The following is a 24,263-nucleotide window of genomic DNA, read 5'->3' on the forward strand; positions in this document are numbered from 1 at the left end:
ACGCACGTCCTTGTGCATTCTGTGCCCAATACGTGACTTGTTGGTGATCAATTCCAGGCGAAACGGGTATTCGGTCTTTTTTTCAATCTCGGAACTTCGGGGAGCGGCCGGACTGCTCCAACGCCAGCCGCAGGGCGTATTCGATCTGCGCGTTGACGCTGCGGAGGTCGTCGGCCGCCCACTTCGCGATCGCCTCGTGGACGGCCGGGTCGAGCCGCAGCAGTACCCGCTTCGGCTCCCGCTTCGCCATCAGGCGTAGAGGGTTCCGGTGTTCACCACGGGCTGCGCCGACCTGTCGCCGCACAGCACCACCAGCAGGTTCGACACCATGGCCGCGCGACGCTCCTCGTCGAGTTCGACCATGCCCTCGGCGGTGAGGCGGTCCAGCGCCATCCCGACCATGCCGACCGCGCCCTCGACGATCCGGCTGCGCGCGGCCACCACCTGCGCGGCCTGCTGCCGGACCAGCATCGCCTGCGCGATCTCCGGCGCGTAGGCGAGATGGGTGATGCGCGCCTCCAGGACTTCGATGCCCGCGAGCAGCGTGCGCTCCCGCAACTCGGTCGTCAGTTCCTCGGCGACCTCCGTCCCGTTGCGCAGGCTGGTGCGCTCCGGGCCGACGACGGGAGCGTCGAAGCCCGACGCACCCTGCGTAATCGCAGACGGCACGTCGGGTGCGGCGTCGTACGGGTGCACGGTGGCCAGGTGCCGGACGGCGGCCTCGGACTGGGTCTGCACGTACTCCTCGTAGTCGTCGACCGCGAACGCGGATTTGAAGCTGTCCACCACCCGGTAGACGACCACCGCCGCGATCTGGACCGGATTGCCGTCGGAGTCGTTGACCTTCAGCGTCTGGGTCTCGAAGTTGCGCACCCGCAACGAGATTCGGCGCTTGGCGGTCAGCGGCACCACCCAGAAGAAGCCCGCCTCGCTCACCGAACCGATGTAGCGGCCGAAGAACTGCAGCACCTTGGCCTCGTTGGGGCTGACCGTGGTCAGGCCGGTCAGCAGCAGCACCGCCGCGGCCGCGACCACGTAGCCGACCGCGGCGCCCACCCCCGCCCCGGCACTGCCGCCCTCCGAGGCGGCGCTGGTCGCGGCGACGGCGCCGATCAGCGCCCCGCCACCGACGACGACCAGCGCCAGCAGCATGAGGAACCCGTTCACCCGGAACGCCGGACGAAGCTCCATGACATCCTCCCAATATCTAAGTGATATCACGAAGATAGCATGAGACTGCGCCGCGGGCAGTGGGGCTCGGCTTGTCAGACCGCTGGGCGAATGTTGCGGTTGAAACGGAACAGATTGGTGGGATCGTGTTGTGCCTTCAGCGCTGCGAGGCGGTCGTAGGTCTCGGTACGGTACCCGCTTCGCGTCTGGTCTTCGCCAGCCCACTCGCCCGCGCCGTACAGGAAGTTCAGGCTGTGGCCGATCGTCCACGGGGACAGCGCCTTACCGATCAGGTCGTGGCGATCGCGGACCGCCGTGCCGTCGCCCTCCGGCACGGTGATGAACCGTGCGACGTACTCCGCCTCCCGGTGGTCCACCGCGATACCGGCCGGGCCGGGACGGCGTAGCGCTCCCCCTAGATGACGGAACCCGGCGACCACCGGCACCGGTGAGTCCGGGCCGGTGGCGTCCAGGAATGCCCGCGCCGTCTCACCCGTCAGCTCGGCCAGCAGCACGTTGGTGGCGGCGTAGGCGTGCGGGAAGTCCGGATCCCGATAGATGCCATGGGATTCCGAGTAGGGCATGACGCGCAGATCGTCGTTCAGGCGGGGGCCGATCGCGCGCAGCGGGGCGACCAGCCGCTCCCCCTCGTCCGCCGATCCGGTGTACGCGATGGTGATCGTGGCGATGTACCGCCCGCGCAGCGACTCCGGGATCGCCGGGATGTCGGGCATCGTCATGATCGTGATCGCCGAGGTCATCTCCTCCGGCAGCGCACCGGTCCACTGCCGCCAGGCCGCCAGCGCCGGTTCCACCAGCGGGGTGTCGAAGGTCAGCTGGCCGCCGTAGACGGTGGCGACCGGGAACAGGTCGAGCTCCAGCGCGGTGACCACGCCGAAATTGCCGCCGCTGCCGAGCACCGCACCGAACAGCGGATCGCCCGGGGTCAGGCGGCGCAGTCTGCCGTTGGCGGTGACCAGTTCGATCGCGCGGACGTGGTCGGCGGCGTAGCCGAAGGTCCGGGCCAGGATGCCCAGGCCGCCGCCCAGGTGATAGCCGACGACGCCGACCGACAGCGACGAGCCGTTGAGCGGGGCCAGCCGGTGCGCCACGGCAGCCTCGATCAACGCCTCCGCCCGCACTCCGGCGGCCACCCGCGCGGTGCGGGCGTCGGGGTCGACCGAAACCTCGGTCATGCGGCTGGTGTTGATCAGCACGCCGCCCTCGGCGGCCACCGAGCGCCCGTGGCCGGTGGCCTGGACCGCCACCGGAAGGCCTTGGCGCGCAGCGTATTCCACGGCGGCGCGGACGTCTTCGGCGTGGGCCGCGCCGACGACCAGGGCGGGCCGATGGGCGTCGGCGGTCTGGAATCCGGTGGTCTCGGCGTCGTAGCCGGTATCGCCGGGGCGGAAGACGGGGCCGGTGAAGGCGGGGATGTCGGTGTCCGTATTGCTCATGACTCCTACTGTTCCGCCCCGGCATCGAGAAGTGAAACAGATAGATCTTCTGGTAGCTAGAATTCACGGTTATGGAACTTCGGCAGCTGCGCTACCTCGTCACCGTGGTCGAGGAAGCGAACTTCACCCGGGCCGCGGCCCGGCTGCACCTGGCGCAGCCCGGATTGTCGGCTCAGATCCGGCAGTTGGAGCGGGAACTGGGGCAGCGGCTGCTGGACCGCTCGGGCCGGGCCGTGACCCCGACCGCCGCGGGCGCCGCGGTGCTGCCGCACGCCCGCACGGCGCTCGCGGCGGCCGAGCAGATCCGGCACACCGCCGACGAGTTCAGCGGGCTGCTGCGTGGCCACATCCGGCTCGGCACGGTATCCGGCGCCGCCACGGGGGAATTCGACGTCGCGTCCGTGCTCGCGGACTTCCACGACGATCATCCGCAGGTCGAGATCACCCTCACCGAAACCAATTCCGATCTGATGCTCGCCGAGTTGGAGCGCGGCACGCTCGACATCGCACTCGTCGGACTCACCGGCGCCGATCTCGACCCGCGTATCGGGGTCGATGTCGTGCTCGACACCCGGATCGTCGCCGCCGTGGCCGACAACGACCCGGATCCTCGTCGGAGTATCATGCTCGACGAGCTGCGTGACCGGCGGCTGATCTGCTTGACCCGCGGCACCGGCGTCCGCGGTCGGTTCGAACGTGCCTGTGCCACAGCCGGTTTCGAGCCCAATATCGCCTTCGAGGCGGCCGCTCCCCCGCTGCTGCTACAACTGGCGGCCCGCGGCCTCGGCACGGCGGTCGTCCCCGCCCTGACACCCGAGGAGGCGGCCGCGTTCGGCGTCCGCACCCTCCCGATCGTCGACCCCGAACTCCGCGGTCAACTCGCCCTCGCCTGGCGCACCGACCGCCTCACCGCCCCGGCAGCGAAAGTCCTTCTGGGCCAACTCCGTATCGCCCTTTCGGTCACCGAGGCGTTGTGATCACCTTGCGGCGGTGGGCAATCCGAGGGTGGTACGCGCGCCGCCGTCCCGGACCGCCTGGATTGCGACCAACGCCAGCAGCACCACGCCGGTGACGATGTGCTCGAGGGCGTCGAGGCGGTGGTTCGGGAAGCTGAGCACCAACACCTGGTGCGAGAACAGCGCCCAGATGCCGACCACGAAACCGCCGCCGACCGCGGCGACCACGCAGTACCAGGCCGACCACGACTTGCGCAGGGCCGCACCGAGAGCCGGGGTGAACAGCAGCAGTCCCGCCACGGCGTGCCAGCCGTTGTAGTCCATGCCGAGCACCGGCGTGGCGGGCGCGTGGTGGCCGATGGCGAAGCTGGGCTCGGCGATCCAGCCCACGATCGCCCACACGATATGCACCACGCCGACCACGAAGACTGACCACTGCAGAAAACTCCACTGCCCCACCGAGATTCGCCGCCCATCCAACACCCGTGCACCCATGACGCCCTCCCATTAGCCCGGCGGAGATTTCTACTACAAAGTGTAGTTGACACCTTCGGGGAACGGAACCCCACCACGGGCCGGGGTGAGGCCGGGGTGCGCTAGAGGATCCTGGAGAGGAAGGCCTTGGTGCGATCGTGCTCCGGGTTGGCCAGCATTTCGCGGGGGTTGCCCGCCTCCACGACCACGCCCGCGTCCATGAAGACCAGTTGGTCGGCGACCTCGCGGGCGAAGCCCATCTCGTGGGTCACCACCACCATCGTCATGCCGGAGGCGGCCAGTTCGCGCATGACGCCCAGCACCTCGCCGACCAGCTCCGGGTCGAGGGCCGAGGTCGGCTCGTCGAACAGCATCAGTTTGGGATCCATTGCCAGCGCCCGGGCGATGGCGACCCGCTGCTGCTGACCGCCGGACAGCTGCGCCGGGTAGGCGTCGGCCTTCTCGGGCAGCCCGACCCGGTCCAGCAGCTCCTTGGCCCGCGTCACGGCGTCGGCCTTGCGCAGCTTCTTCACCTGGGTCGGCGCCTCGATGATGTTCTCCAGCGCCGTGCGGTGCGGGAACAGGTTGAAGTGCTGGAACACCATGCCGATATCGCGCCGCTGCCGGGCCGCCTCGCGCGGGTGCAGCTCGTAGAGCTTGCCACCCTTCTCCTGATAGCCGACCAGGTCGCCGTCGACGTACAGCCGCCCGGCGTTGACCTGCTCCAGATGGTTGATGCAGCGCAGGAATGTCGACTTGCCCGAGCCGGACGGCCCGATCAGGCACATCACCTCGCCGCGCTCGACCTCGAGCGAAACGCCCTTGAGCACCTGCAGCGCGCCGAAGCTCTTGCACACCTGCTCAGCGCGGATCATCGCGACGGCTTCGTTCGCGGGAGTGCTCGCGGCCGCGGTCATTTGCCCACCTCCGACATCTGGGCATCGGCCAGCGCCTGCAGTTGTTTCGCGGTCAGCTGCCGGGTGGCGCCCCGGGAGAAATACCGCTCCAGATAGTGCTGACCCACCATGAGCACGCTGGTGACCAGCAGATACCACGTGGCGGCCACCAGCAGCAGCGGAATCGGCTGCAGGTTGACCGCATAGATGTCGCGGGCCCGGCCGTACACGTCGGTCGTCAGCGGGATGGCGGTCACCAGCGAGGTGGTCTTCAGCATGCTGATCAGCTCGTTGCCGGTCGGCGGGATGATCACCCGCATCGCCTGCGGCAACACCGTGCGGCGCATGGTCTGCCCCCACGACATACCGAGCGCGGTGGATGCCTCGCGCTGGCCCTCGCCCACGGAATTGATTCCGGCGCGGACGATCTCGGCCATATAGGCGGCCTCGTTGAGGCCCAGGCCGATCATGGCGAACAGGAACGGCGTCCGCCAGTCCTGGATATTCCAGTGCAGCAGCTGCGGCCCGAACGGCACACCGAGATCGATGATCTTGTAGAGCGAGGGGAACAGGCCCCAGAACACCAGTTGCACGTACACGGGCGTGCCGCGGAAGATCCACAGATACACCCACGCCGCCGAGCGCAGCACCGGATTCGGCGACAGCCGCATCACCGCCAGCAGCATGCCCAGCAGCACACCGATGGCCATGGCCAGGACGGTCAGCTCCAGCGTGATCAGGACGCCGGATTCGATCCGCGAATCGAACAGGTACCTCCAGTAGATGTCCCACCGGTAGGCGGGGTTGGTGGCGGCGCCGTAGATGAACAGGGCCAGCAGCGCGAGGATGATCGCCGCGGCTATCCACCGGCCCGGGTGCCGCAGCGGCACCGCCTTGATCGGCGTCGGGTCGGTGGGCGCCGAGTCGTGCGTACTCACCGGCGTCAGCCCACCGCGCCGTTGATCGTGGCCTTGGTGATCGCACCCTCCTGGACGCCCCAGTTCTCGGCGATCTGCCGGTACTCACCGGAGTCGATCAGATGCTGCACGGCTTCCTGCAGCACGGGAGCCAGCGGCGCGCCCTTGGGCACGGGCCAGCCATAGGGCTGGGATTGGAACAGCGGACCCGCCGACTCGATCTTGTCCTGGTTCTGCTTGATCGCGTACGCGGTCACCGGCGAATCGGCCGACATCGCGTCGACCTGCCCGAGCACCAGGGCCGTGGTCGCGGCGCTCTGCTCGTCGAAGGCGACGATTTCGATCTTGGGCTTGCCCGCCGCCTCGCACGCCTTGCTCTTGTTCGGCACGTCCTCGGTCTCCTCGATGGTGGTGCGCTGCACCGCCACTCGCTTACCGCAGGCGTTGCTCGGGTCGATGGGCTTGCCCTTCTGCTGCGCCCACTGAATACCCGCGTTGTAGTAGTCGACGAAATCGACCGTCTGCTCGCGCTCCTTGGTATCGGTCATCGACGACATGCCCGTGTCGTAGGTACCGGCCTGGATCGCGGGAATGATCTTCTCGAAGTCCGACTCCTGGTACTCGGCCCGGACGCCGAGCACCTGCGCCACCGCATTCATCAGGTCGACGTCGTAGCCGACGATCTGGCCGGAGGCGTCCTTGTATTCGTTGGGCTGATACGGGATGTTCACCCCGACCACCAGCTTGCCGGACTGCTTCACCTTGTCGGGCAGCTTCGCGGCGATCGCGTCGACCTTGGCGACCTGGATCTTCTCCGCCGTAGGCGCATTGTCCTCGGTGTTCTTGGTACAGCCGGCCAACGCCAGCGCACCGCCGGCGAGTAAACAGACGGCCCGCAGAGCAACCCCGCGGGCACCGATTCGAACAGACACAGCAGCCCTCCATGTTTGGGCGGGCGACATGTGGAGGTCTCCCGCCGTTCGAAATTTAGGCGATTCGGACCGACTGTGTCGGTCGGTTACCGAAGGTTAATCCGCACCGGATACGGCGCAGGCCCTTACACGCCGAGTTCGAAACCCTATATCACCACCGATGCAGCCGGGCCCGCACCTGTTCGGTGAATTCGGCGGTCGAGGCCAGCCCGCCCAGATCCGCGGTGGCGATGCCCGCGGCGACGGTGGCCGCGACGGCCCGCTCGATATGGTCCGCCGCCTGCGACAGGCCGCGGTCGGCCCGACGAGAACCCAACCACCGCAACAGCATTGCCGCCGATAGCTGCAGCGCGGCCGGATTGGCCCGATTGTGTCCCGCCAGGGCCGGCGCCGCGCCGTGTACCGCCTGTGCCATCGCCCGGGTGGCCGAGCAGTTCAGCGAGGCGGCGAGGCCGAGCGACCCGCTCAGTTCACCGGCGAGGTCGGACAGGATGTCGCCGAAGAGGTTCTCGGTCACCAGCACGTCGTAATCGCCGGGGGCGCGCACCAGGTGCGCGGCCGCGGCGTCGACGTGCTCGTCGTCGGCCACCACGCCCGGATACTCGGCGGCCACCTCGTAGCAGACGTCCCGGAACAGGCCCATCGTCATCGGCAGCACGTTCGCCTTGTGCACGATGGTCAGGCGGTGACGGCGGGCGGCGGCGAGGCGGCAGGCCTCGTGCGCGATACGCTCACAGGCGGCCCGGGTCACCACACCGACCGACAGCGCCACGTCCGGGGTGGGCGCGAACTCGCCCGATCCGGCGAACATATTGCGATCGGCGTAGAGGCCCTCGCTGTTCTCGCGCACGATCACCAAGTCCATATCGGCAGCCGCGCGCACGCCCGCGAATGCCCGCGCCGGGCGGATGTTGGCGAACAGGCCGAACCGCTTGCGGATGGCGCCGCCGGGAGGGGCGCCGGTGCGGTGCTCGGGGGCGTAGGAGGCGTTGTCGTGCGGGCCCAGAATCCAGGCGTCGAGCCGCTCCAGCGTCCGCAGCGTCGACTCGGGCAGCGGATCGCCGAACTGCTCGATCGCCTTGTGCCCCATGAGTAATGGCATCCAGTCGATCCCGGGTGCGCCGACGGCGACCAGCGCCTCGTCGACCACCTCGCGGGTCGCGCCCACAACCTCCGGACCGATCCCGTCCCCCTCGATCAACCCCAGCCGCGGTCGTCCTCGTTCGTTGCCACTTCGTTCGGTCACGGCACCATCCTCGACTGCGCGGTTTGCCCGATAGTGGCCGGGGGCGCCCCGCCTGCCGCACCCCGCACCCGGCACCGACGATTCCGGCCGAAAGCACGCCGGAATGGCGAAGAGTGGTTCGCGACCAGGTAACTTGGCCTAGGCCATGGTTCAGTCCGTCGAACTTCTGCTGGACGACACCGCCGAGGCGGAGGTTCGTCGGCAGTGGCGGGTGCTGGCGGAGGCGGGCGTGCACAGCCCCGCCGCCGAGCGCCGTCCGCATGTCACGGTGGCGGTGGCCCGGGAGATCTGGCCGCGCCTCGACAAGGCCCTCGCCGCCGAGGAGTTCCACCCGCTCCCGGTCCGGCTCGGCGGGCTGGTGCTCTTCGGCGCGCGCCGCCCGGTCCTGGTCCGGCTGGTGGTGCCCACGACGGAACTGCTGGATCTGCAGCGGCGACTGTTCTCGGTGATCGCGCAGTGCCCCGGGATTCCGGCGAATGTGCGGCCCGACGCGTGGACCCCGCACGTGACCCTCGCGCGGCGAGTGAATCCCCAGCATCTCGCGACGGCCGTCGACGCGGTGGCGAGCGATCGTGATTTCCCCACTACGGTGGTGGGTATCAGACGTTGGGACGGCGATTACCGGCGTGAATGGCCGGTCGCACGCGGAAGCGGAAGATAACCGACGTGCCCGACGTTGTACGGGGCACCACGACGAGAGGATCCCATGGCCACCCAGACCCTGACCACGCAGAACTTCGACGAGGTCGTCACCGGAAACGACGTGGTGCTCGTCGACTTCTGGGCCGACTGGTGCGGCCCGTGCAAGCAGTTCGCGCCGACCTTCGAGAAGTCCTCGGAGAGCCACCCCGACGTCGTCCACGGCAAGGTCGACACCGAGGCCGAGCAGAGTCTGGCCGCGGCGGCGAACATCCGCTCCATCCCGACCATCATGGCGTTCCGGGAGGGTGTGCTGGTGTTCGCGCAGCCGGGCGCGCTGCCGGCGAGCGCGCTCGAGGACCTGGTCACCCAGGTGAAGGCCCTCGACATGGACGAGGTCCGCAAGCAGATCGCCGAACAGCAGGCGCAGCCGGAGCAGAGCTAGGCCGGGCCGGTCTGTCGCTTCGCGCGCCGCCTCCGCATCCCGTCGGTGCCGCGAGATCCGAACAGGGTCTCGCGGCATCGGCGTATGGAACCCCCGGCCTCAGCCGCCCAGCTTGTTGACCCCGGCGATCATCGCCCGGACGGCGGATTCGGCGCCGTCGTCGGCGACGGCGGCGCCCCAGCCCCGGCGGCCGTTGAATTCGCACTGCACGAAGGTGGCCGTGCCGGATTCGGTGCGCCGCTGGTGGAACTTCAGGATCTCCACCGGGAAGCCCTCGTCGTAGAGGGCGGAGGTGAGCGCCGCCACCGGGCTGCCCGCCGAAACCACGGTCCGCAGGTGATCGGCGAACTCCAGGGTCGCGGTGTACTCGCCGCCGTGCCGGTGCCCCGCCCGGCTCCAGTCGCTGAGTTGCACCGGTCCGGTGTGTCCGCACAGGCGGTCGTAGAACTCGGCGGGACTCAGTCCCGTGCATTCGGTCCGCAGGCCCTTGGGCGCAGCGGTGATGAAGTCATGTGTGTCGATTGTGATCGTCATTGAACTAGGTCTTCCCGAACCTTGTCGTGTCTGAGTGACAGTCGTGTCTGAAATGACAGAAGGGGACCAGCGCAATAAATCTGTACGGCCGCAGCGAGGGGGCCGGTCCGAATCAGACCTCGCTACGGCGAGGTACTACGAGAAGTCGTGCGGCAGCCACCATCGCGGTCAGCGGAAGGCGGGCAGCGCGGTCGCGGTCGGCGACGTTCGGCGCTGCACTGTGGCTTGCGGCGGGATTCGGCACGGCAACGACAATATGGACTTCGCTGCCCGTTGGCAACCACATACCCGCGGAACCCACGAGTAACTTCGTCACACCGTTTCGTGAACGGGATACCAACGCCCGATGACCGGGCTGGACAACCCTCTAGTGCGCCGCAGCGTCCCAGCTACGCCCGACTCCCACCGACACTTCCAGCGGCACCGACAGATCGATGGCCCTCGACATGTGTTCCCGGGCAAGGGATTGCAGGGCATCCCGCTCACCGGGGGCGACCTCGAAGACCAGCTCGTCGTGAATCTGCAGTAGCATCCGCGATTTCAGCCCCGCGTCCTGGATGGCGTGCTGCACGTTGATCATCGCGACCTTGATGATGTCGGCGGCGGTGCCCTGGATGGGGGCGTTGAGGGCCATCCGCTCGGCGGCCTCGCGGCGCTGACGGTTGCTGGAGTCCAGGTCGGGCAGGTAGCGGCGGCGCCCGAACAGAGTCTCGGTGTAGCCGACCTTGCGGGCCTGGTCGACGGCGTCGCGCAGGTAGTCGCGGATGGCGCCGAAGCGGTCGAAATAGACCTCCATCTGCGCCTTCGCCTCGTCGGGGGTGATCTTCAACTGCTGCGACAGGCCGTAGGCCGACAGCCCGTAGGCCAAGCCGTAGGACATCGCCTTGATGCGGCGGCGCATCTCCGGGTGCACCTCGGAGAGCGGAATGTCGAAGGCCTTGGAGGCGACGAAGGTGTGCAGGTCCTCGCCCGAATTGAAGGCCTCGATCAGCCCGGCGTCCTTGGACAGGTGCGCCATGATCCGCATCTCGATCTGGCTGTAGTCGGCGGTCATCAGCGATTCGAAGCCGGGGCCGACGACGAAGGTGTCGCGGATGCGGCGGCCCGTGTCGGTGCGGATCGGGATGTTCTGCAGATTCGGCTCGGTGGAGGAGAGCCGTCCGGTGGCGGCGATGGTCTGGTTGAAGGTGGTGTGGATGCGGCCGTCGTCGGCGACCGACTTCAGCAGCCCGTCGACGGTCACCTTCAGCCTGGTCGCGTCGCGGTGGGCCAGCAGGTGTTCCAGGAAGGGGTGCTGGGTCTTCTCGAACAGCGACTCCAGCGCGTCGGCGTCGGTGGTGTAGCCGGTTTTGGTGCGCTTGGTCTTGGGCATGTCGAGCTCGTCGAACAGCACCACCTGCAGTTGCTTCGGCGAGCCGAGGTTGATCTGCTTGCCGATCACCTCGTAGGCGGCGTTGGCCGCGTCGGCGACGCGGTCGGCGAATTCGGACTGCAGTTGCTGCAGTTCGTCGATGTCGACCGCGATGCCCGCCTCCTCGAGCTGGGCCAGCACGCCGAGTAGCGGCAGCTCCATCTCGGTGAGCAGCCGGGTGGATTCGATGCCCTCGAGCTCGCTGTCGAAGGCGTCGGCGAGATCGGAGACCGCACGGGCGCGCAGGATCTCGGTCTGCGCGAGCTCGGCGTCGACCTGGTCCTCGTCGTCGAGTAGGGACAGCTGGGTGTCGTCGGGCGACTCGACCCGCAGCTCGCGCGACAGGTAGCGCAGCGACAGGTCGTCGAGGTTGAAGGTGCGCTGGCCCGGGCGGACGAGATAGGCGGCCAGCGCCGTATCGCTGGTGAGGCCCGCGAGCGTCCAACCGCGGCCGCGCAGCGCATGCTTGGCGGCCTTGGCCTCGTGCACGGCCTTCGGCGTCGCCGGGTCGGCGAGCCAGGCGCCCAGGGCCCGCTCGTCCTCCGGGGTCAGACCGATGACGTCGAAGTAGCCGCCCTCGCCGTCGGCCGCCGAGAGCGCTATCGCCTTCACATCGCCCTGGAATGGGGTACCGGTGCCCACGACGGAAATACCGTGCCGCACACCGGCTTTCGCGTGTTCGGCGAGCCAGTCGGCCACGGCGCCGGGAGCCACCGCGCCGCCGCTGATCTCGAAGCCGCCCTCGGCCTCCGGCTCCGGCGGGGCCAGGGTCTCGAAGAGCCGGTCGCGCAGCACCCGGAATTCCAGGTCGTCGAACAGGCGGTGGATCCGGTCGCGGTCCCACGGCTGCTGGGCCAGCTGCTCGGGGGTGTAGGGCAGCGCGACATCCTTGACCATCTCCGTGAGCTGACGGTTGAGCACCACGCTGGACAGGTTGGCGCGCAACGCGTCACCGACCTTGCCCTTCACCTGGTCCACCCGGTCCACCAGCGTGGCCAGGTCGCCGAACTCGCGCACCCACTTGGCCGCGGTCTTCTCTCCCACGCCGGGAATGCCGGGCAGGTTGTCGCTCGGGTCGCCGCGCAGGGCGGCGTAATCCGGGTATTGGGCCGGGGTCAGCCCGTACTTCTCCGCCACCGCGGCGGGGGTGAACCGGGTCAGCTCGGAGACGCCCTTCTTCGGGTACAGCACGGTGACATCGTCGTTGACCAGTTGCAGCGCGTCCCGGTCACCCGTGACGATCAGCACTCGATAGCCCTGCGGCACAGCCTGAGTGGCCAGGGTGGCGATGATGTCATCGGCCTCGTAGCCCTCGAGCTGCATCGTCGGGATGCCGAGCGCGCCGAGCACCTCCTGGGTGACCTCCACCTGGCCGCGGAACTCGTCGGGGGTGGTGATGCGGTTGGCCTTGTACTCCGGGTAGGCCTCGGTGCGGAAGGTCTTGCGGTTGACGTCGAACGCGGCCGCCACGTGGGTGGGCTTCTCATCGCGCAGCAGGTTGATCAGCATGGCGGTGAAGCCGTAGACCGCGTTGGTGGTCTGCCCGGTGACGGTCTTGAAGTTCTCCGCGGGCAGCGCGTAGAAGGCGCGGTAAGCCAGCGAGTGCCCGTCCAGCAGCAACAGCGTGGGCCGCTCACCGGGGGCATTCGGGGTCGCTGCGGACACACTGCTCGGGCGCTGATCGGTGGTCGCTGGAGTCACGGCCCTGAGTCTATGTACAGGCACCGACAAGCGGGGGCACCGGGGATGACGTGGGACACATCGGCAACACCCCTCCGCCGTGCGCGATTCCTAGGCGACGCCGAGATACGCCGACTTCACCGCCGGATCGGTCAACAACTCCCGTCCGGACCCGGTCTTGGTGACCTCGCCGGTCTCCAGGATGTAGGCGCGGTCGCTGCGGGTCAGCGCCTGCTGGGCGTTCTGTTCGACCAGCAGCACCGTGGTGCCCTGCGCGTTGATCTCCCCGATGATGCGGAAGATCTGCTTGATCACCATCGGCGCCAGGCCCATGGACGGTTCGTCGAGCAGCAGCAGCTTCGGCCGCGCCATCAGGGCGCGGGCGATGGCCAGCATCTGCTGCTCGCCGCCGGACAGCGTGCCGCCCACCTGTTTGCGCCGCTCGGCCAGCCGCGGGAACAACTCGAACACCCACGCGAGGGTCTTGGCGTACTCCGAGCGCTCCCTGAAGGGCCGGGCGTGACAACCCATGTCGAGGTTCTCCTGCACCGTCATGCCGGGGAACACGCCGCGGCCCTCCGGCGCCTGGATGAGCCCCGTGACCACCCGCTCGTGCGCCTTCATCCGGGTGATGTCCTTGCCCTCGAAAAGGATTCGGCCGCTGGTGAGCGGCAGCAGCCCGGACAGCGCCCGCATGGCGGTGGTCTTCCCGGCGCCGTTGGCGCCCAGCAGTGTCACCAGCTCGCCCTGCGTCACCCGCAGCGAGATGCCGTGCAGCGCTTGAATTCTGCCGTAGTTGACGACCATGTCCTCGACCACCAGCAGCGGTTGGTCGGTCCCCGCATTCGCGGGGACGACGAGCGGGGAGCCCGGCTTGCGGGAGGGAGATTCCGCGACGACCGAGGGCTCCGTGACGCCGGCAGCGGAATCCGACACATCCGCTGCCGCGCCTCCTGTTTCGGCGACCTCGTCGTCGGGAACGCCCAGATAGGCCGCGATGACCGCCGGATCGTTCCGGATCTCCTCCGGCAGCCCGTCGGCGATCTTGCGGCCGAACTCCAGCACCACGATCCGGTCGGTCACGCCCATCACCAGCCGCATGTCGTGCTCGATCAGCAGCACGGTGAACCCGTCGTCACGGATCTTGCGGATCAGATCCATCAGCGCCGACTTCTCGCTCGGATTGAACCCGGCCGCGGGCTCGTCCAGGCAGAGCAGCTTGGGCTCGGTGGCCAGCGCGCGGGCGATCTCCAAGCGGCGCTGATCGCCGTAGGAGAGGTTACGCGCCTTCTCGACCGCCCGCGGCGCGATGCCCACGAACTCCAGCAGCGCCATGCCGCGCTCGATGGCGTCGTGTTCCTCGCGCCGATGCCGCGCCGTGCGAAAGGTGGCCCCGGGCACCGAGGTTCGGTGCCGCGCGTCGGTGCCGACCACCACGTTCTCCAGCGCCGTCATCTCGCCGAACAGCCGGATGTTCTGAAAGGTCCGGGCGATGCCGAGCCGCGTGATCTCGTTGCGCTTGGTCTTGGTCAGCGGCCGCCCGTCGAAGAACACCCGCCCCGCCGCGGGCCGGTAGATCCCGGTGATGGCGTTGAAGCAGGTCGTCTTGCCCGCCCCGTTCGGGCCGATGAGCCCGAGGATCTCGCCGCGGCGGATCTCGAAGCTCACCTCGTCGAGCGCGGTGAGGCCGCCGAACCGCACGGTCAGGCCCTCCGTGCTCAAAAGCGGTGCGCCGACCTCGGTTTCGATCACGCGGGTGGGCGCCACCACCTCGGCCACGGCCCCGGCATCGGCCAGCTCCGGCAGTACGTCGCTGACCTCGACCACACCCGCGCTCGGCGCCGCCTCCGGCGCCTCGGCGTACCCGGCCGCCATATCCTCGTTGTCGAACAGCGCGCCACCCGCGCCCGGCCCGGTCATCGTCCCGCTCCCTCGCCCATGGCCGGCGGCGCCGCCGGCCGCCGCACCGCCTGGTACACCTGACGGCCATAGGCCAGCAGTTTCTGCCGCACCGGGAACAGCCCCTGCGGACGGAAGATCATGACCACCACCAGAGTGAGTCCGAAGAACAGATACTTGTAGTCGCCCAGCGACTGCCCGCCGACCTCGATCGACATGAGCCGGTTGGGCAGGTAGACGATCAGGAACGCGCCCACGAGCACGCCCAGCTTGTTGCCCTGCCCGCCGAGCACGACCGCGCACAGGAACAGCATCGAGTTGATGATGTTGAATCCGGTCGGGTTGATGAACTGCACCTGCCCCGCGAACAGCGCGCCCGACAGGCCGCCGATCGCGGCGCCGATGGTGAACGCCCACAGTTTGAACTTGAACGTCGGCACGCCCATCATCTCCGCGGCGTCCTCGTCTTCGCGGATCGACACCCACGCGCGACCGACCCGGCTGCGTTCCAGATTGCCGACCATCAGCAGCACCAGGATCACCAGCACCATGCCGATCCAGAACCACCAGGTGCCGGAGTTGGCGCGGTCCAGCAGATTCCACGAATCCGAGTCGCCGAGATTGCCCGAGGAGAAGTACCCGGTGGGATGGCTCTCCGATTCGCCCAGTCGCGGATAGGCGATACCCGCCAGCCCCAGGCTGCCGTTGGTGATGTCGCCGAGGTTGTCGGCCAGCAGCCGCACGATCTCGCCGAACCCGAGCGTGACGATCGCGAGATAGTCGCCGCGCAGGCGCAACGTGGGTGTGCCCAGGATCAGACCCGACATCGCGGTCAGCACGATCGCCAGCGGCACACACGCCAGCCAGGCCCACCGGGAATTCAGGAAGCCGCCGTCGGTCTGGTTCCACGGACTGTTCGGACTGGTGAGCAGTCCGACCGAATACGCGCCGACCGCGTAGAAGCCGACGTAGCCCAGGTCCAGCAGACCCGCCTGTCCCACAACGACATTCAGACCGATCGCGATCAGCGCGTACATGGCGAACTGAGCCATCACGCCGCCGAAACTCGTGCCGGGGGTATCCAGCAGCGGCGGCGGGAACAGCGGCAGCAACGCCAGCGCCACGACGGCCGGGACGCCGACGGCCCACTGCATGGGCCGCGACAGTCCGTCCCACCACGAGCGCAGCGCGTCGCCGATGCCGTGCATGGGCCGTGCCGCCTTCTCCTCCGGTTCCTGCGTCGCGGTAGTCATACCCGTGACCTCCCCAGGCTCTCGCCGAGGATTCCGGTCGGCCGGAACATCAGCACCGCCACCAGCAGTACGAACGCGACCACGTCGCGCCATTCGGTGCCGAACAGGATCTGGCCGTAGTTCTCCGCCAGGCCCAGCAGCAGCCCGCCCAGCAGCGCGCCGCGCAGATTGCCGATACCGCCGAGCACCGCGGCGGCGAATGCCTTGATGCCCAGGATGAATCCGCCCGAGTAGATGATGCCGTTGGGGATCTTGAGCGTGTACAGCATCGCGGCGGCGCCCGCGAGCAGGCCGCCGATCAGGAAGGTGAGCATGATGACCCGTTCCCGCGACACACCCATCAGCGTCGCGGTGTCCGGGTCTTGGGCCACCGCGCGTATGCCGCGGCCGAATTTCGTTCTGTTGATGACCAAGTCGGTAATGACCGCCAGGATCACCGCGGAGAAGACGATCACCAGCGCCACGTTGGTCACCGAGGCGTCGAAAACGTGGAACGCGTCGGTCGGCCGGACCAGGATGATCGGCTGCTGGGCATTGGTGCCGCCGAGATCCGGATCGATCTTCGGCAGCACGTAGTGCACGAATTCCTGCAGCACGAACGACATCCCGATCGCGGTGATCAGGAAGATCAGCCGTTTCGCCCCGCGTCTTCGCAGCGGCCGGTAAGCCACGCGCTCCAATCCGACCGCCGCTCCCCCGGATACCAGCATGCCGACGATCATGGCCGCCCCGAGATAGACGACCGTCAGCGCCGTCCCTTGCGAATAGATGTCACCGCTGGCCGCGAACCCGAGCAGCATCAACCCCACCAGCTGCCCGAACAGACCCAGCATGAATATTTCCGAATGCGCGAAATTGATCAGCAGCAGCACCCCGAAAACCAGGGTGTATCCGACCGCGACCAGCGCGTAGATGGAACCGTACGTCAATCCGTCGACCGTGAGCCGCCAGAACTGATCGACGACACCGGAGACGTTGAAATCGATGGAGCCGTTGGCAAGCAAGGTCGCATCGGCCAGACCTGAACTCATCGTTACCCTCATTGTGGAAAAACCAGCGTGCGCCCGGCGGGTGCCCGTGTAATCGGGCTATCGGCAGGCCGGGCACACGCTGTTTCGAATCGAGAACGCTACTTGACCTGGTACATCCAGATCAGCGCATTGGTCAATTCACCGGTCGGATCCCACTTGTACTGGCGGGCCACACCCTGGCCCTCGTAGGTGCGGACATACTCGACCAGGTCCGCGCGCGACACCTTGCCCTGGGCCAGGCCCTTCAGCACGATCGTGGAGAGGTCGTAGCCCTCGGTCGAATAGGTGCCCGCCTCGAATCCGCTCAGCGCCTTGTATTCCTCGGCGAACTTGTCCGGCGCCGGGCCGCACGGGCACGACACCACCGCGTCCTTGGACGCGTTACCGGCCTGCTTGACGAATTCGACGTCCTTGGTGCCGTCGTCGGAGATGAACGTCGCCGTCACCCCGCCGGACCGCAATTGCTGCACGAGCGGCGCGGCCTCGGCGTAATAGCCCGCGTAGAAGATGCCGTCCGGCTGCGCCGACGACAGCTTCGACACCGCGGCCGAGAAGTCCTTGTCGCCTTCCTTCACATTCACCGCGCAGCTCGGATCGGCCAGCGGGCCGAGCGTCTCGGTCAGCGATTTCGCCAGGCCGGTGCCGTAGTCGGTGTTGTCCTGGACCACGCAGATCTTCTTGTATTTGCCGGTGCCCTGCAGGTATTTCGCCACCGACGGACCCTGGATGCCGTCGTTGCCGAGGCCGCGGAAGAAGGTCTTCCAGCCGTTCTTGGTGAGGTCGACGTTGGTGGCCGACGGGGTCAGCGACAGCAGGCCGGTATCGCTGATCCGCTGGCCCGTCGCCTTCGTCTCGCCGGAGAACGTCGGCCCGATCAGCGCGACGATCGACTGGTCGCCGAGGATGCGGTCGATCACCTGACCGGCCTTCTGCGGATTGCCTTCGGTGTCGAATTCCTTGAGCTTGACCTGGCAGTCGGCGTTGGCCTTGTTGTGCTTGTCCAGCGCGAGCTTCACACCCCGGACGATATTGAGGCCGAGGTTGGCGTTCGGCCCGGTCAGCGGGCCCGCCATGGCGATCGATGTCTCGGGCGCGCATTTCGTCTTGCCGTCGCCGGCGGGATCGGCGGCCGCGGACGTATCGGCCGCCGGGACTTCCTTGCCGTCCTTGTCGACCTGGACCAGCGGGGTGATCTTCAGTCCTCCGGCGCCGGAATCGCCGCCGGAGCCGTTATCTGTCGACTTGCTGCTACACCCGGCCACCGCTAGCACCGCCGCGGCTCCGATCACCAGCGCGCCACGGGTCACACGGCTACGTGCGACCCTCCGCGTCATTGAACCAAGCACGATTACACCTCTATGTCCTGCTGACCCTCGGGATCGCCGAGGGGGCCGACCATGTCGGCCCGGCTCAGAACATAGCGGCGCGACGTTAGCTCTGCATCACATTCGAGTCATTTATGTGACTTCGATCCCGAGTATTTATCCGGGGGTGTTGCCGCGGCGTTAATTTCCGGCAATCAATGCGCAGTGTGCAACGGCACCCGGTACTACGATTTCGGCGTCAGGTTCTCCAACACCACCTCGGCGACCGCCTTCATCGTGGTGCGGCGATCCATCGCGGTGCGCTGAATCCATTTGAACGCCTGCGGCTCCGAGAGCCCCTGGGTCTGCATCAGCACCCCCTTGGCCCGCTCGACCAGCTTGCGGGTCTCCAACCGGTCGGCCAGGCTCGCCACCTCGCCCTCCAGTGCGGTGATCTCGTGGAAGCGACTGGCCGCCAGTTCGATCGCCGGGACCAGATCCGACTTGGTGAACGGCTTCACCAGGTACGCCATCGCCCCCGCGTCGCGCGCCCGCTCCACCAGGTCGCGCTGGCTGAAGGCGGTCAGAATCACCACCGGCGCAACGCGTTTCGTCGCGATCTCGGCCGCCGCGTCGATGCCGTCGCGACGCGGCATCTTGACGTCCATGATCACCAGGTCGGGGCGCAGTTCCTCGGCCAGGTCGACCGCCTGCTGACCGTCGCCCGCCTCGCCCACCACCTGATAGCCCTCCTCGGAGAGCATTTCCACCAGGTCCATCCGGATGAGCGCCTCATCCTCGGCCACCACCACCCGCTTGGCGGCGGTCGCCGCGTCCTTCTTCGCGCCCGCGCCCCCTGCTGTCGTTCCCATAGATAGACCCCTCGTGATTCCGATGCCAAATACTCGCCGCGCGCCCGTCCGCCCCACCCTTGCCGGACCGGCCCACACTCCCGAGTGCCCTAAAGCGTACAGTTCAACCTCGACCAGAACCCATCTACCCAGCGCCGACCGGTAATCGTCACACCGATTCGGTCACCGGGGTACACACCGGCTATGATTTCCACCCGGTGCGCCGAGTTGGCGGAACTGGCAGACGCGACGGTCTCAAAAACCGTTGTCCTCACGGACGTGTGGGTTCGAGTCCCACACTCGGCACCAGGTCAGGCACAAAGCATTTCAGCTCTCCACGATGCCCGCGGCGGCGAGTCCCCGCCTGAACCAGGGCGGCATGAAAGCCTCGGTGCGCGGGAACCGTTCCTGCTCCAATGCGAAGTCGTCCGGGGAGGGGTAGGGCCGAAAGTCGGGCTCGTTCGTCCAGTTGTACTGGACGGAGTATCGCGACGGGGGATCGATGGTGAATCTCGCCGAGAACCATGTCCCCTCACCCTGCTCGTACATTCCACCGCGAAGCCGTTGGAACATGCGCCAGACCTCGCCGGGTGGATCCCACAGCTGATAGGTGCCGTGCGGGTCGAGTACACCGACCGCGACATCGATGTTCTTGCCGACGGCGCGGAAGTCGATCATCACCTGGCGCCAGCCGGGTGCCAGCGCGTCGACCACCAGAGAGGTCATCTGCTCGAGCAGATCGTTCTGCTGCACCGGGTCCAGTTGCGGCCATTGCGCCATGGGGCGTCCCTTCGAAGATTCCGAACGTCGGGCCGCCATACTGCCAGATTTCCCGTCCCCGGCGCCGCGGTCCGAGCGCACGACCGCATCGAACCGCGACCGCGCCGTCTCCGTAATCCCAGTGACAGCACACGACGCCGACTCGAGTGGAGAATGCACGTATGCGGGTGAACCGGCTGACGGCGGACCTGTCCGGATATCCGGACCTGGTCGTCATCTATCTCGGCATGCGCGTGCGAAAGCCCCGCGGCGTACTGCGCCTGCTGGGCCTCGGGCCCAAGTTGTATCGGTCGCATCGCGACCGGCCCGACGGGCTGCTGCTGCACGAGGACGTCATCTGGTCGCTGTTCCCGCCGCATTGGGGCGCCCGGCAGTACTGGCGCGATCTCGACAGCCTGGAACGCTGGACGCGCTCCGAGCCGCACCGCGAATGGTGGCAGCGGTTCCTGCGCGACTCCGGCGGCACCGGATTCTGGCACGAGGCGTATTTCATGCGCGGCGGCATCGACACCATGTACGACGATATGACCACCCCGACCGGGCTCGGCCGGGTAGCGCCCACCGTGGCTATGCGCGGACGCCTGTTCTCCGCGCGCGGGCGGGTGCGTCAGGGGACGCCGACGGTGGCGCCCGTGGTTCGCGAAAGCGCCTATTACCCAGACGATTCCGAATGAGATCAATTTCCGGCTATCCGTCACTCGGGCCAGCGGCGGCAAACGACTCGCTACGCCGGGATGAACATCGAAATAAATCAGCGGGTTTCGGACTTTTCGTGCTATTCGTTTTGTTTCTCGCGTTCTACCGTACTGCCATGCATGTCCTGTTCGTCTGCAACGGCAACGTGTGCCGGTCGGTCATCGCCGAACGCCTCACGCGCGCCCTGGCGGCCGAACACGGGCTCGACGACCTGACCGCGGAAAGCACCGGGACCCGAGCGCTGGTGGGATTCGGCGCGGATCCGCTTGCCGCCGAAACGATCAGCGGGCTCGGCGCGGATCCGAGCGATTTCAAGGCCCGTAAACTCAAACCCGCCATGGTCGAGGGCGCGGATCTGGTGCTGGCAATGGCCGAGCAGATCCGCGACGACGTCGTCGCCCTGGTGCCCGCGGCCGCGGGCCGGGCGTTCACGCTGCTCGAGGCGCACCGTATCGCGAAGGTCAGCGGCGCCCGCACCATCGCCGAAATCGACCGCGCCCGTGACGATCTCGCGCTGGTCGGCCGCGAGAACATCGCCGATCCGGTGGGTCTGTCGGCCGAGAGGTACTGCGAGGTCGGCGATCGCATCGCGCAGGCGCTGGTACCGCTGTTGCTGGCGTTGCACATTCACCAGGGCCGCGGCGCCGACGCGCACGGGCGGCCGCGGCTGGTGGTGCTGCCCGGCGGCCGCAGCGAACCGCCGTACGTGGACGCCATCCGAATCGGCCGTCACGCCTGAGGGATCCGGCAAAACTCCCGGACACGCATGTGTCCTCCCCATTTCGGGTAAAGAGGGACTACACTCCCGGCCGGATACTCCCGCCGACGGATTCGACACAAGAACAGGACTGAACGACATGCCGAAACGCATTTCGGATGTTTCGCTCCATGTTTATGTGACAGCCGAAACCCTCGAACGTGTCGTGGAAACCGTGCGCCGCGTGGTCGACGACCACGTGGCCGAGCGCGACGTGTTCGCCTGGCGCTTCACCCTTCCGCTCGACTCCGATCAGCAGCCGCACCCGCTGCTCGAAACCCAGTGGCTCCTGGACCATCCCGGCACCGACCCGGGCGACCGCCGCACCTACGAGATCGCGCTGAGCCTGGTGGGCGACAAGAAACTGCTCACCGAGGCCAACCTGTCGGCCCTGGAACAGCAACTGATGCTGAGCATTTCGAACGAGGACGCCGTTCCCTATTCGCTGCACGCCCTGCAACGCGAAAGTTTCGATATGGAAGAAAATCGGGAGTTGATCTAGATCCCGGCCCAAAAGCGGGCCGGGAACGGGCGTGCTGGGCCGCAGGCCGGGGGTTCAGCTGCGGGGTGGGAAGTGGCGGATGACGCCCTCCTGGACGACGGTGGCGAGCAATTCTCCGGCGCGCGAATAGAAGTGGCCGGTGGCCAGGCCGCGGGAGCCCGCGGCGACGGGCGACTGGGTCGCGTACAGGGCCCAGTCGTCGAAGCGGAACGGACGATGGAACCACATCGAGTGGTTCACCGTGGCGGCGACGATGCGGTCGAAGCCCCACGACAGGCCGTGTGTGGTGATGATCGAATCGAGCACGGTGGTGTCCGACGAATATCCCAGCGTCGCAACGTGAATCAGCGGATCGTCGGGCAGGGCGCCGTCGGCCCGCATCCAGACCCGGTTGTATTCCAGCGTCCCGCCGGTGCCCTTGAGGGTCCACGCCGTGTCGTTGGTGTAGCGCATATCGATCGGGTGCGGGGCGTTGACGAACATCTGCAGCCGGTCCTCGAGACCGGCGAAGGACTCCTCCACCCGGGGCAGGCTGTCGGGATCGGGCACCTGCGGCTGTGGGACGGCGTGCTCCAGGCCCTTGGCGGAGTCCTGGAAGGCCGCCAGCATGACGAACAGCTCCTGGTCGCCCTGGTAGGCGGTGACGGTCCGGTTCGCGAACGAGCGGCCGTCGCGGTGGCGTTCCACGCGGTACTCGATCGGTTTCTTCACGTCACCGCCGCGCACGAAATGGGCGTTGATCGCGTGCACCGGGCGTTGCGGCCGGGCCGGGTCGGTGGCCACCGTGCGACCGGCCGCGATGATGGCCTGCGCCACCAACTGCCCGCCGAAGGTCCGGCTCCACACCTTCTCCGGATGCTGTCCGAGGAAGGTGTCCTCGCCGGTCTGCTCCAGATCGAGCAGCCCGAGCAGCACCTGTAGGTCGCTCGTACCGGTGTCGGTGGATTCGCCCAGTGACGCATTCACTTTCAGTGGTCCTCTTCGCCGATCCTGTGCACGTGGATGAGGTTGGTGGAGCCAACGGTACCCGGCGGCGAACCGGCCACGATCACCACCAGGTCGCCCTTGGTGTACCGGTTCAGCGACAGCAGTTCCTTGTCGACCTGGCCGATCATCTCGTCGGTGGTGCCGACCGGCGGCACGATGAACGTCTCCACGCCCCACGTCAGCGCCAGCTGGCTGCGCACCTCCGGCAGCGGCGTGAAGGCCAGCAGCGGCAGCGTGGTGTGCAGGCGGGCCAGGCGGCGCACCGTGTCCCCGGACTGGGTGAAGGCCACCAGCGCCTTGGCGTTGAGCCGCTCGCCGATATCGCGTGCGGCGTAGGAGATCACGCCGCGCTTGGTGCGGGGCACGTGGGTCAGCGGCGGCACCTGGGCGGAGGATTCGGATTCCACGGCGTGCACGATGCGGGCCATCGTCCGCACCGTCTCGATCGGGTACTGGCCGACCGAGGTCTCGCCCGACAGCATCACCGCGTCGGCGCCGTCGAGCACCGCGTTGGCCACGTCGGAGGCCTCCGCGCGGGTGGGCCGCGAATTGCCGATCATCGACTCCAGCATCTGGGTGGCCACGATGACGGGTTTGGCGTTCTCCCTTGCCATTTGGATGGCGCGCTTCTGCACCAGCGGCACCTGCTCGAGCGGCAGCTCCACGCCGAGGTCGCCGCGCGCGACCATGATCGCGTCGAAGGCCAGCACGATCGCCTCGAGGTTGTCGATGGCCTCGGGCTTCTCCAGCTTGCCGATCACCGGCACGCGGCGGCCGACGCGGTCCATGATGTCGTGCACCAGCTCCACGTCCGACGGGGAGCGCACGAAGGACAGCGCGATGAAGTCGACGCCCAGCTGCAGCGCGAATTCCAGGTCTGCGATGTCCTTTTCGGACAGGGCCGGGACCGATACGTCCATGCCGGGCAGCGAGACGCCCTTGTTGTTGGAGACCGGGCCGCCCTCGGTGACGCGGCAGACCACGTCGTTGCCGTCCACGCGGACCACGGTCAGGCCGACCTTGCCGTCGTCGACGAGCAGGCGGTCGCCCGCCTTGGCGTCCTCGGCCAGCTGGCCGTAGGTGGTGGAGACGCGATCGTGGGTGCCCTCCACGTCGTCGACGGTGATGCGCACCTCCTCCCCCGTCGCCCAGGTGGTCTTGCCTTCGATGAATCTGCCCAGCCGGATCTTCGGTCCCTGCAGATCCGCGAGAATGCCTACGGCGCGGCCCAATTGGTCGGCGGCCTTGCGGACCTTCCGGTAGTTCTCAGCGTGATCGGAGTGCTCGCCATGGCTGAAGTTCAACCGGGCCACGTCCATGCCGCTTTCGACAAGTTCGCGAATCCGGTCCTCGGAGGCGGTAGCCGGTCCGAGGGTGCAAACAATTTTTGTCCGTCGCATCACGAGTCGAGCGTAGTCCTGCCGAACGAGCCGCGCTGACTGGGCA

The 24,263-nt window shown here is 67.6% G+C and carries 24 protein-coding genes, 1 tRNA gene and 1 pseudogene; 7 read left to right on the top strand and 19 right to left on the bottom strand.

Going from position 1 to position 24,263, the window contains the following annotated elements:
- Positions 1–82: 82 nt before the first annotated feature.
- From ACYVLQ_RS13850 to ACYVLQ_RS13860, 3 genes are all read right to left on the bottom strand, one after another.
- A complete protein-coding gene (locus ACYVLQ_RS13850; RefSeq protein ID WP_460697856.1) occupies positions 83–250 on the bottom strand; it encodes a type II toxin-antitoxin system antitoxin in 168 nt (55 codons plus the stop codon).
- Entirely contained in the window at positions 250–1,191 is a 942-nt protein-coding gene (locus ACYVLQ_RS13855) for an SPFH domain-containing protein (RefSeq protein ID WP_460697857.1), read from the bottom strand. The genes ACYVLQ_RS13850 and ACYVLQ_RS13855 overlap by 1 nt, the downstream gene beginning before the upstream one ends.
- A gap of 74 nt (positions 1,192–1,265) precedes the next feature.
- Positions 1,266–2,627: an FAD-binding oxidoreductase gene (locus ACYVLQ_RS13860; protein WP_460697858.1), complete on the bottom strand. Its 1,362-nt coding sequence runs from the start codon at positions 2,625–2,627 to the stop codon at positions 1,266–1,268.
- A gap of 71 nt (positions 2,628–2,698) precedes the next feature.
- On the opposite strand from ACYVLQ_RS13860, the gene ACYVLQ_RS13865 reads away from it, so the two are divergent.
- Positions 2,699–3,604, top strand: a complete 906-nt coding sequence (locus ACYVLQ_RS13865; RefSeq protein WP_460697859.1) for a LysR family transcriptional regulator — start codon at positions 2,699–2,701, stop codon at positions 3,602–3,604.
- On the opposite strand, the gene ACYVLQ_RS13870 is transcribed toward ACYVLQ_RS13865, so the two are convergent.
- The 5 genes from ACYVLQ_RS13870 to ACYVLQ_RS13890 all read right to left on the bottom strand — a co-directional run bounded on the left by ACYVLQ_RS13870 (position 3,605) and on the right by ACYVLQ_RS13890 (position 8,048).
- Positions 3,605–4,078, bottom strand: coding sequence for a DUF4383 domain-containing protein (locus ACYVLQ_RS13870; protein WP_460697860.1), 474 nt, complete (start codon positions 4,076–4,078; stop codon positions 3,605–3,607). It abuts the gene before it with no gap.
- A 101-nt stretch (positions 4,079–4,179) separates the two neighbouring features.
- Complete coding sequence (locus tag ACYVLQ_RS13875) at positions 4,180–4,932, bottom strand: amino acid ABC transporter ATP-binding protein (protein WP_460698249.1); 753 nt, start codon at positions 4,930–4,932, stop codon at positions 4,180–4,182.
- A gap of 38 nt (positions 4,933–4,970) precedes the next feature.
- Positions 4,971–5,891 carry an amino acid ABC transporter permease gene (locus ACYVLQ_RS13880; RefSeq protein WP_460697861.1) on the bottom strand — a complete coding sequence of 307 codons (921 nt, stop codon included), beginning with the start codon at positions 5,889–5,891 and terminating at the stop codon, positions 4,971–4,973.
- 5 nt (positions 5,892–5,896) lie between these two features.
- Positions 5,897–6,832: an ABC transporter substrate-binding protein gene (locus ACYVLQ_RS13885; RefSeq protein WP_460697862.1), complete on the bottom strand. Its 936-nt coding sequence runs from the start codon at positions 6,830–6,832 to the stop codon at positions 5,897–5,899.
- Positions 6,833–6,953: 121 nt separating this feature from the next.
- Entirely contained in the window at positions 6,954–8,048 is a 1,095-nt protein-coding gene (locus ACYVLQ_RS13890; RefSeq protein WP_460697863.1) for an isocitrate/isopropylmalate dehydrogenase family protein, read from the bottom strand.
- A 145-nt stretch (positions 8,049–8,193) separates the two neighbouring features.
- Between ACYVLQ_RS13890 and ACYVLQ_RS13895 the strand changes: the two genes are divergently transcribed.
- Positions 8,194–8,709: a 2'-5' RNA ligase family protein gene (locus tag ACYVLQ_RS13895; protein ID WP_460697864.1), complete on the top strand. Its 516-nt coding sequence runs from the start codon at positions 8,194–8,196 to the stop codon at positions 8,707–8,709.
- A 45-nt stretch (positions 8,710–8,754) separates the two neighbouring features.
- On the top strand, positions 8,755–9,132 hold the full coding sequence (trxA, locus tag ACYVLQ_RS13900) for a thioredoxin (RefSeq protein ID WP_460697865.1): 378 nt from the start codon (positions 8,755–8,757) through the stop codon (positions 9,130–9,132).
- Between the two features lie 99 nt (positions 9,133–9,231).
- Here trxA and ACYVLQ_RS13905 read toward each other — a convergent pair whose 3' ends face one another.
- The 8 genes and pseudogenes from ACYVLQ_RS13905 to ACYVLQ_RS13940 all read right to left on the bottom strand — a co-directional run bounded on the left by ACYVLQ_RS13905 (position 9,232) and on the right by ACYVLQ_RS13940 (position 19,116).
- Entirely contained in the window at positions 9,232–9,666 is a 435-nt protein-coding gene (locus ACYVLQ_RS13905) for a 2-keto-3-deoxygluconate kinase (protein ID WP_460697866.1), read from the bottom strand.
- Positions 9,667–10,033: 367 nt separating this feature from the next.
- Positions 10,034–12,778 carry a DNA polymerase I gene (gene polA, locus ACYVLQ_RS13910; protein ID WP_460697867.1) on the bottom strand — a complete coding sequence of 915 codons (2,745 nt, stop codon included), beginning with the start codon at positions 12,776–12,778 and terminating at the stop codon, positions 10,034–10,036.
- A gap of 90 nt (positions 12,779–12,868) precedes the next feature.
- Complete coding sequence (locus tag ACYVLQ_RS13915) at positions 12,869–13,564, bottom strand: ABC transporter ATP-binding protein (RefSeq protein ID WP_460698250.1); 696 nt, start codon at positions 13,562–13,564, stop codon at positions 12,869–12,871.
- A gap of 153 nt (positions 13,565–13,717) precedes the next feature.
- Positions 13,718–14,677: pseudogene (locus tag ACYVLQ_RS13920) on the bottom strand (ABC transporter ATP-binding protein); the annotation flags it as partial.
- A complete protein-coding gene (locus tag ACYVLQ_RS13925; protein ID WP_460697868.1) occupies positions 14,674–15,909 on the bottom strand; it encodes a branched-chain amino acid ABC transporter permease in 1,236 nt (411 codons plus the stop codon). The pseudogene ACYVLQ_RS13920 and the gene ACYVLQ_RS13925, both read right to left, overlap by 4 nt.
- Entirely contained in the window at positions 15,906–16,940 is a 1,035-nt protein-coding gene (locus ACYVLQ_RS13930) for a branched-chain amino acid ABC transporter permease (RefSeq protein ID WP_460697869.1), read from the bottom strand. The genes ACYVLQ_RS13925 and ACYVLQ_RS13930 overlap by 4 nt, the downstream gene beginning before the upstream one ends.
- 98 nt (positions 16,941–17,038) lie before the next feature.
- Positions 17,039–18,274, bottom strand: coding sequence for a branched-chain amino acid ABC transporter substrate-binding protein (locus ACYVLQ_RS13935; RefSeq protein ID WP_460697870.1), 1,236 nt, complete (start codon positions 18,272–18,274; stop codon positions 17,039–17,041).
- Between the two features lie 215 nt (positions 18,275–18,489).
- Positions 18,490–19,116 (bottom strand): ANTAR domain-containing response regulator, encoded by a 627-nt coding sequence (locus ACYVLQ_RS13940; protein WP_460697871.1) that lies wholly within the window; start codon positions 19,114–19,116, stop codon positions 18,490–18,492.
- A 201-nt stretch (positions 19,117–19,317) separates the two neighbouring features.
- Here ACYVLQ_RS13940 and ACYVLQ_RS13945 point away from each other — a divergent pair.
- Positions 19,318–19,404: transfer RNA gene (locus tag ACYVLQ_RS13945), tRNA-Leu, on the top strand.
- An 18-nt stretch (positions 19,405–19,422) separates the two neighbouring features.
- Here the strand turns inward: ACYVLQ_RS13945 and ACYVLQ_RS13950 are convergent.
- The gene (locus ACYVLQ_RS13950) at positions 19,423–19,875 is read right to left on the bottom strand and encodes a hypothetical protein (RefSeq protein WP_460697872.1); all 453 of its coding nucleotides are present in this window, start codon (positions 19,873–19,875) and stop codon (positions 19,423–19,425) included.
- Positions 19,876–20,036: 161 nt separating this feature from the next.
- On the opposite strand from ACYVLQ_RS13950, the gene ACYVLQ_RS13955 reads away from it, so the two are divergent.
- The 3 genes from ACYVLQ_RS13955 to ACYVLQ_RS13965 all read left to right on the top strand — a co-directional run bounded on the left by ACYVLQ_RS13955 (position 20,037) and on the right by ACYVLQ_RS13965 (position 21,830).
- A complete protein-coding gene (locus ACYVLQ_RS13955) occupies positions 20,037–20,549 on the top strand; it encodes a phenylacetaldoxime dehydratase family protein (RefSeq protein WP_460697873.1) in 513 nt (170 codons plus the stop codon).
- Between the two features lie 137 nt (positions 20,550–20,686).
- Positions 20,687–21,310 (top strand): arsenate reductase/protein-tyrosine-phosphatase family protein, encoded by a 624-nt coding sequence (locus tag ACYVLQ_RS13960; RefSeq protein WP_460697874.1) that lies wholly within the window; start codon positions 20,687–20,689, stop codon positions 21,308–21,310.
- 157 nt (positions 21,311–21,467) lie between these two features.
- Positions 21,468–21,830 carry a hypothetical protein gene (locus ACYVLQ_RS13965; protein WP_460697875.1) on the top strand — a complete coding sequence of 121 codons (363 nt, stop codon included), beginning with the start codon at positions 21,468–21,470 and terminating at the stop codon, positions 21,828–21,830.
- A gap of 54 nt (positions 21,831–21,884) precedes the next feature.
- On the opposite strand, the gene ACYVLQ_RS13970 is transcribed toward ACYVLQ_RS13965, so the two are convergent.
- Both ACYVLQ_RS13970 and pyk read right to left on the bottom strand, forming a co-directional pair.
- On the bottom strand, positions 21,885–22,796 hold the full coding sequence (locus ACYVLQ_RS13970; RefSeq protein ID WP_460697876.1) for an acyl-CoA thioesterase: 912 nt from the start codon (positions 22,794–22,796) through the stop codon (positions 21,885–21,887).
- A gap of 2 nt (positions 22,797–22,798) precedes the next feature.
- Positions 22,799–24,220, bottom strand: coding sequence for a pyruvate kinase (gene pyk, locus ACYVLQ_RS13975; protein WP_460697877.1), 1,422 nt, complete (start codon positions 24,218–24,220; stop codon positions 22,799–22,801).
- Between the last annotated feature and the right edge of the window lie 43 nt (positions 24,221–24,263).

The organism is Nocardia thraciensis (genome assembly GCF_054782435.1).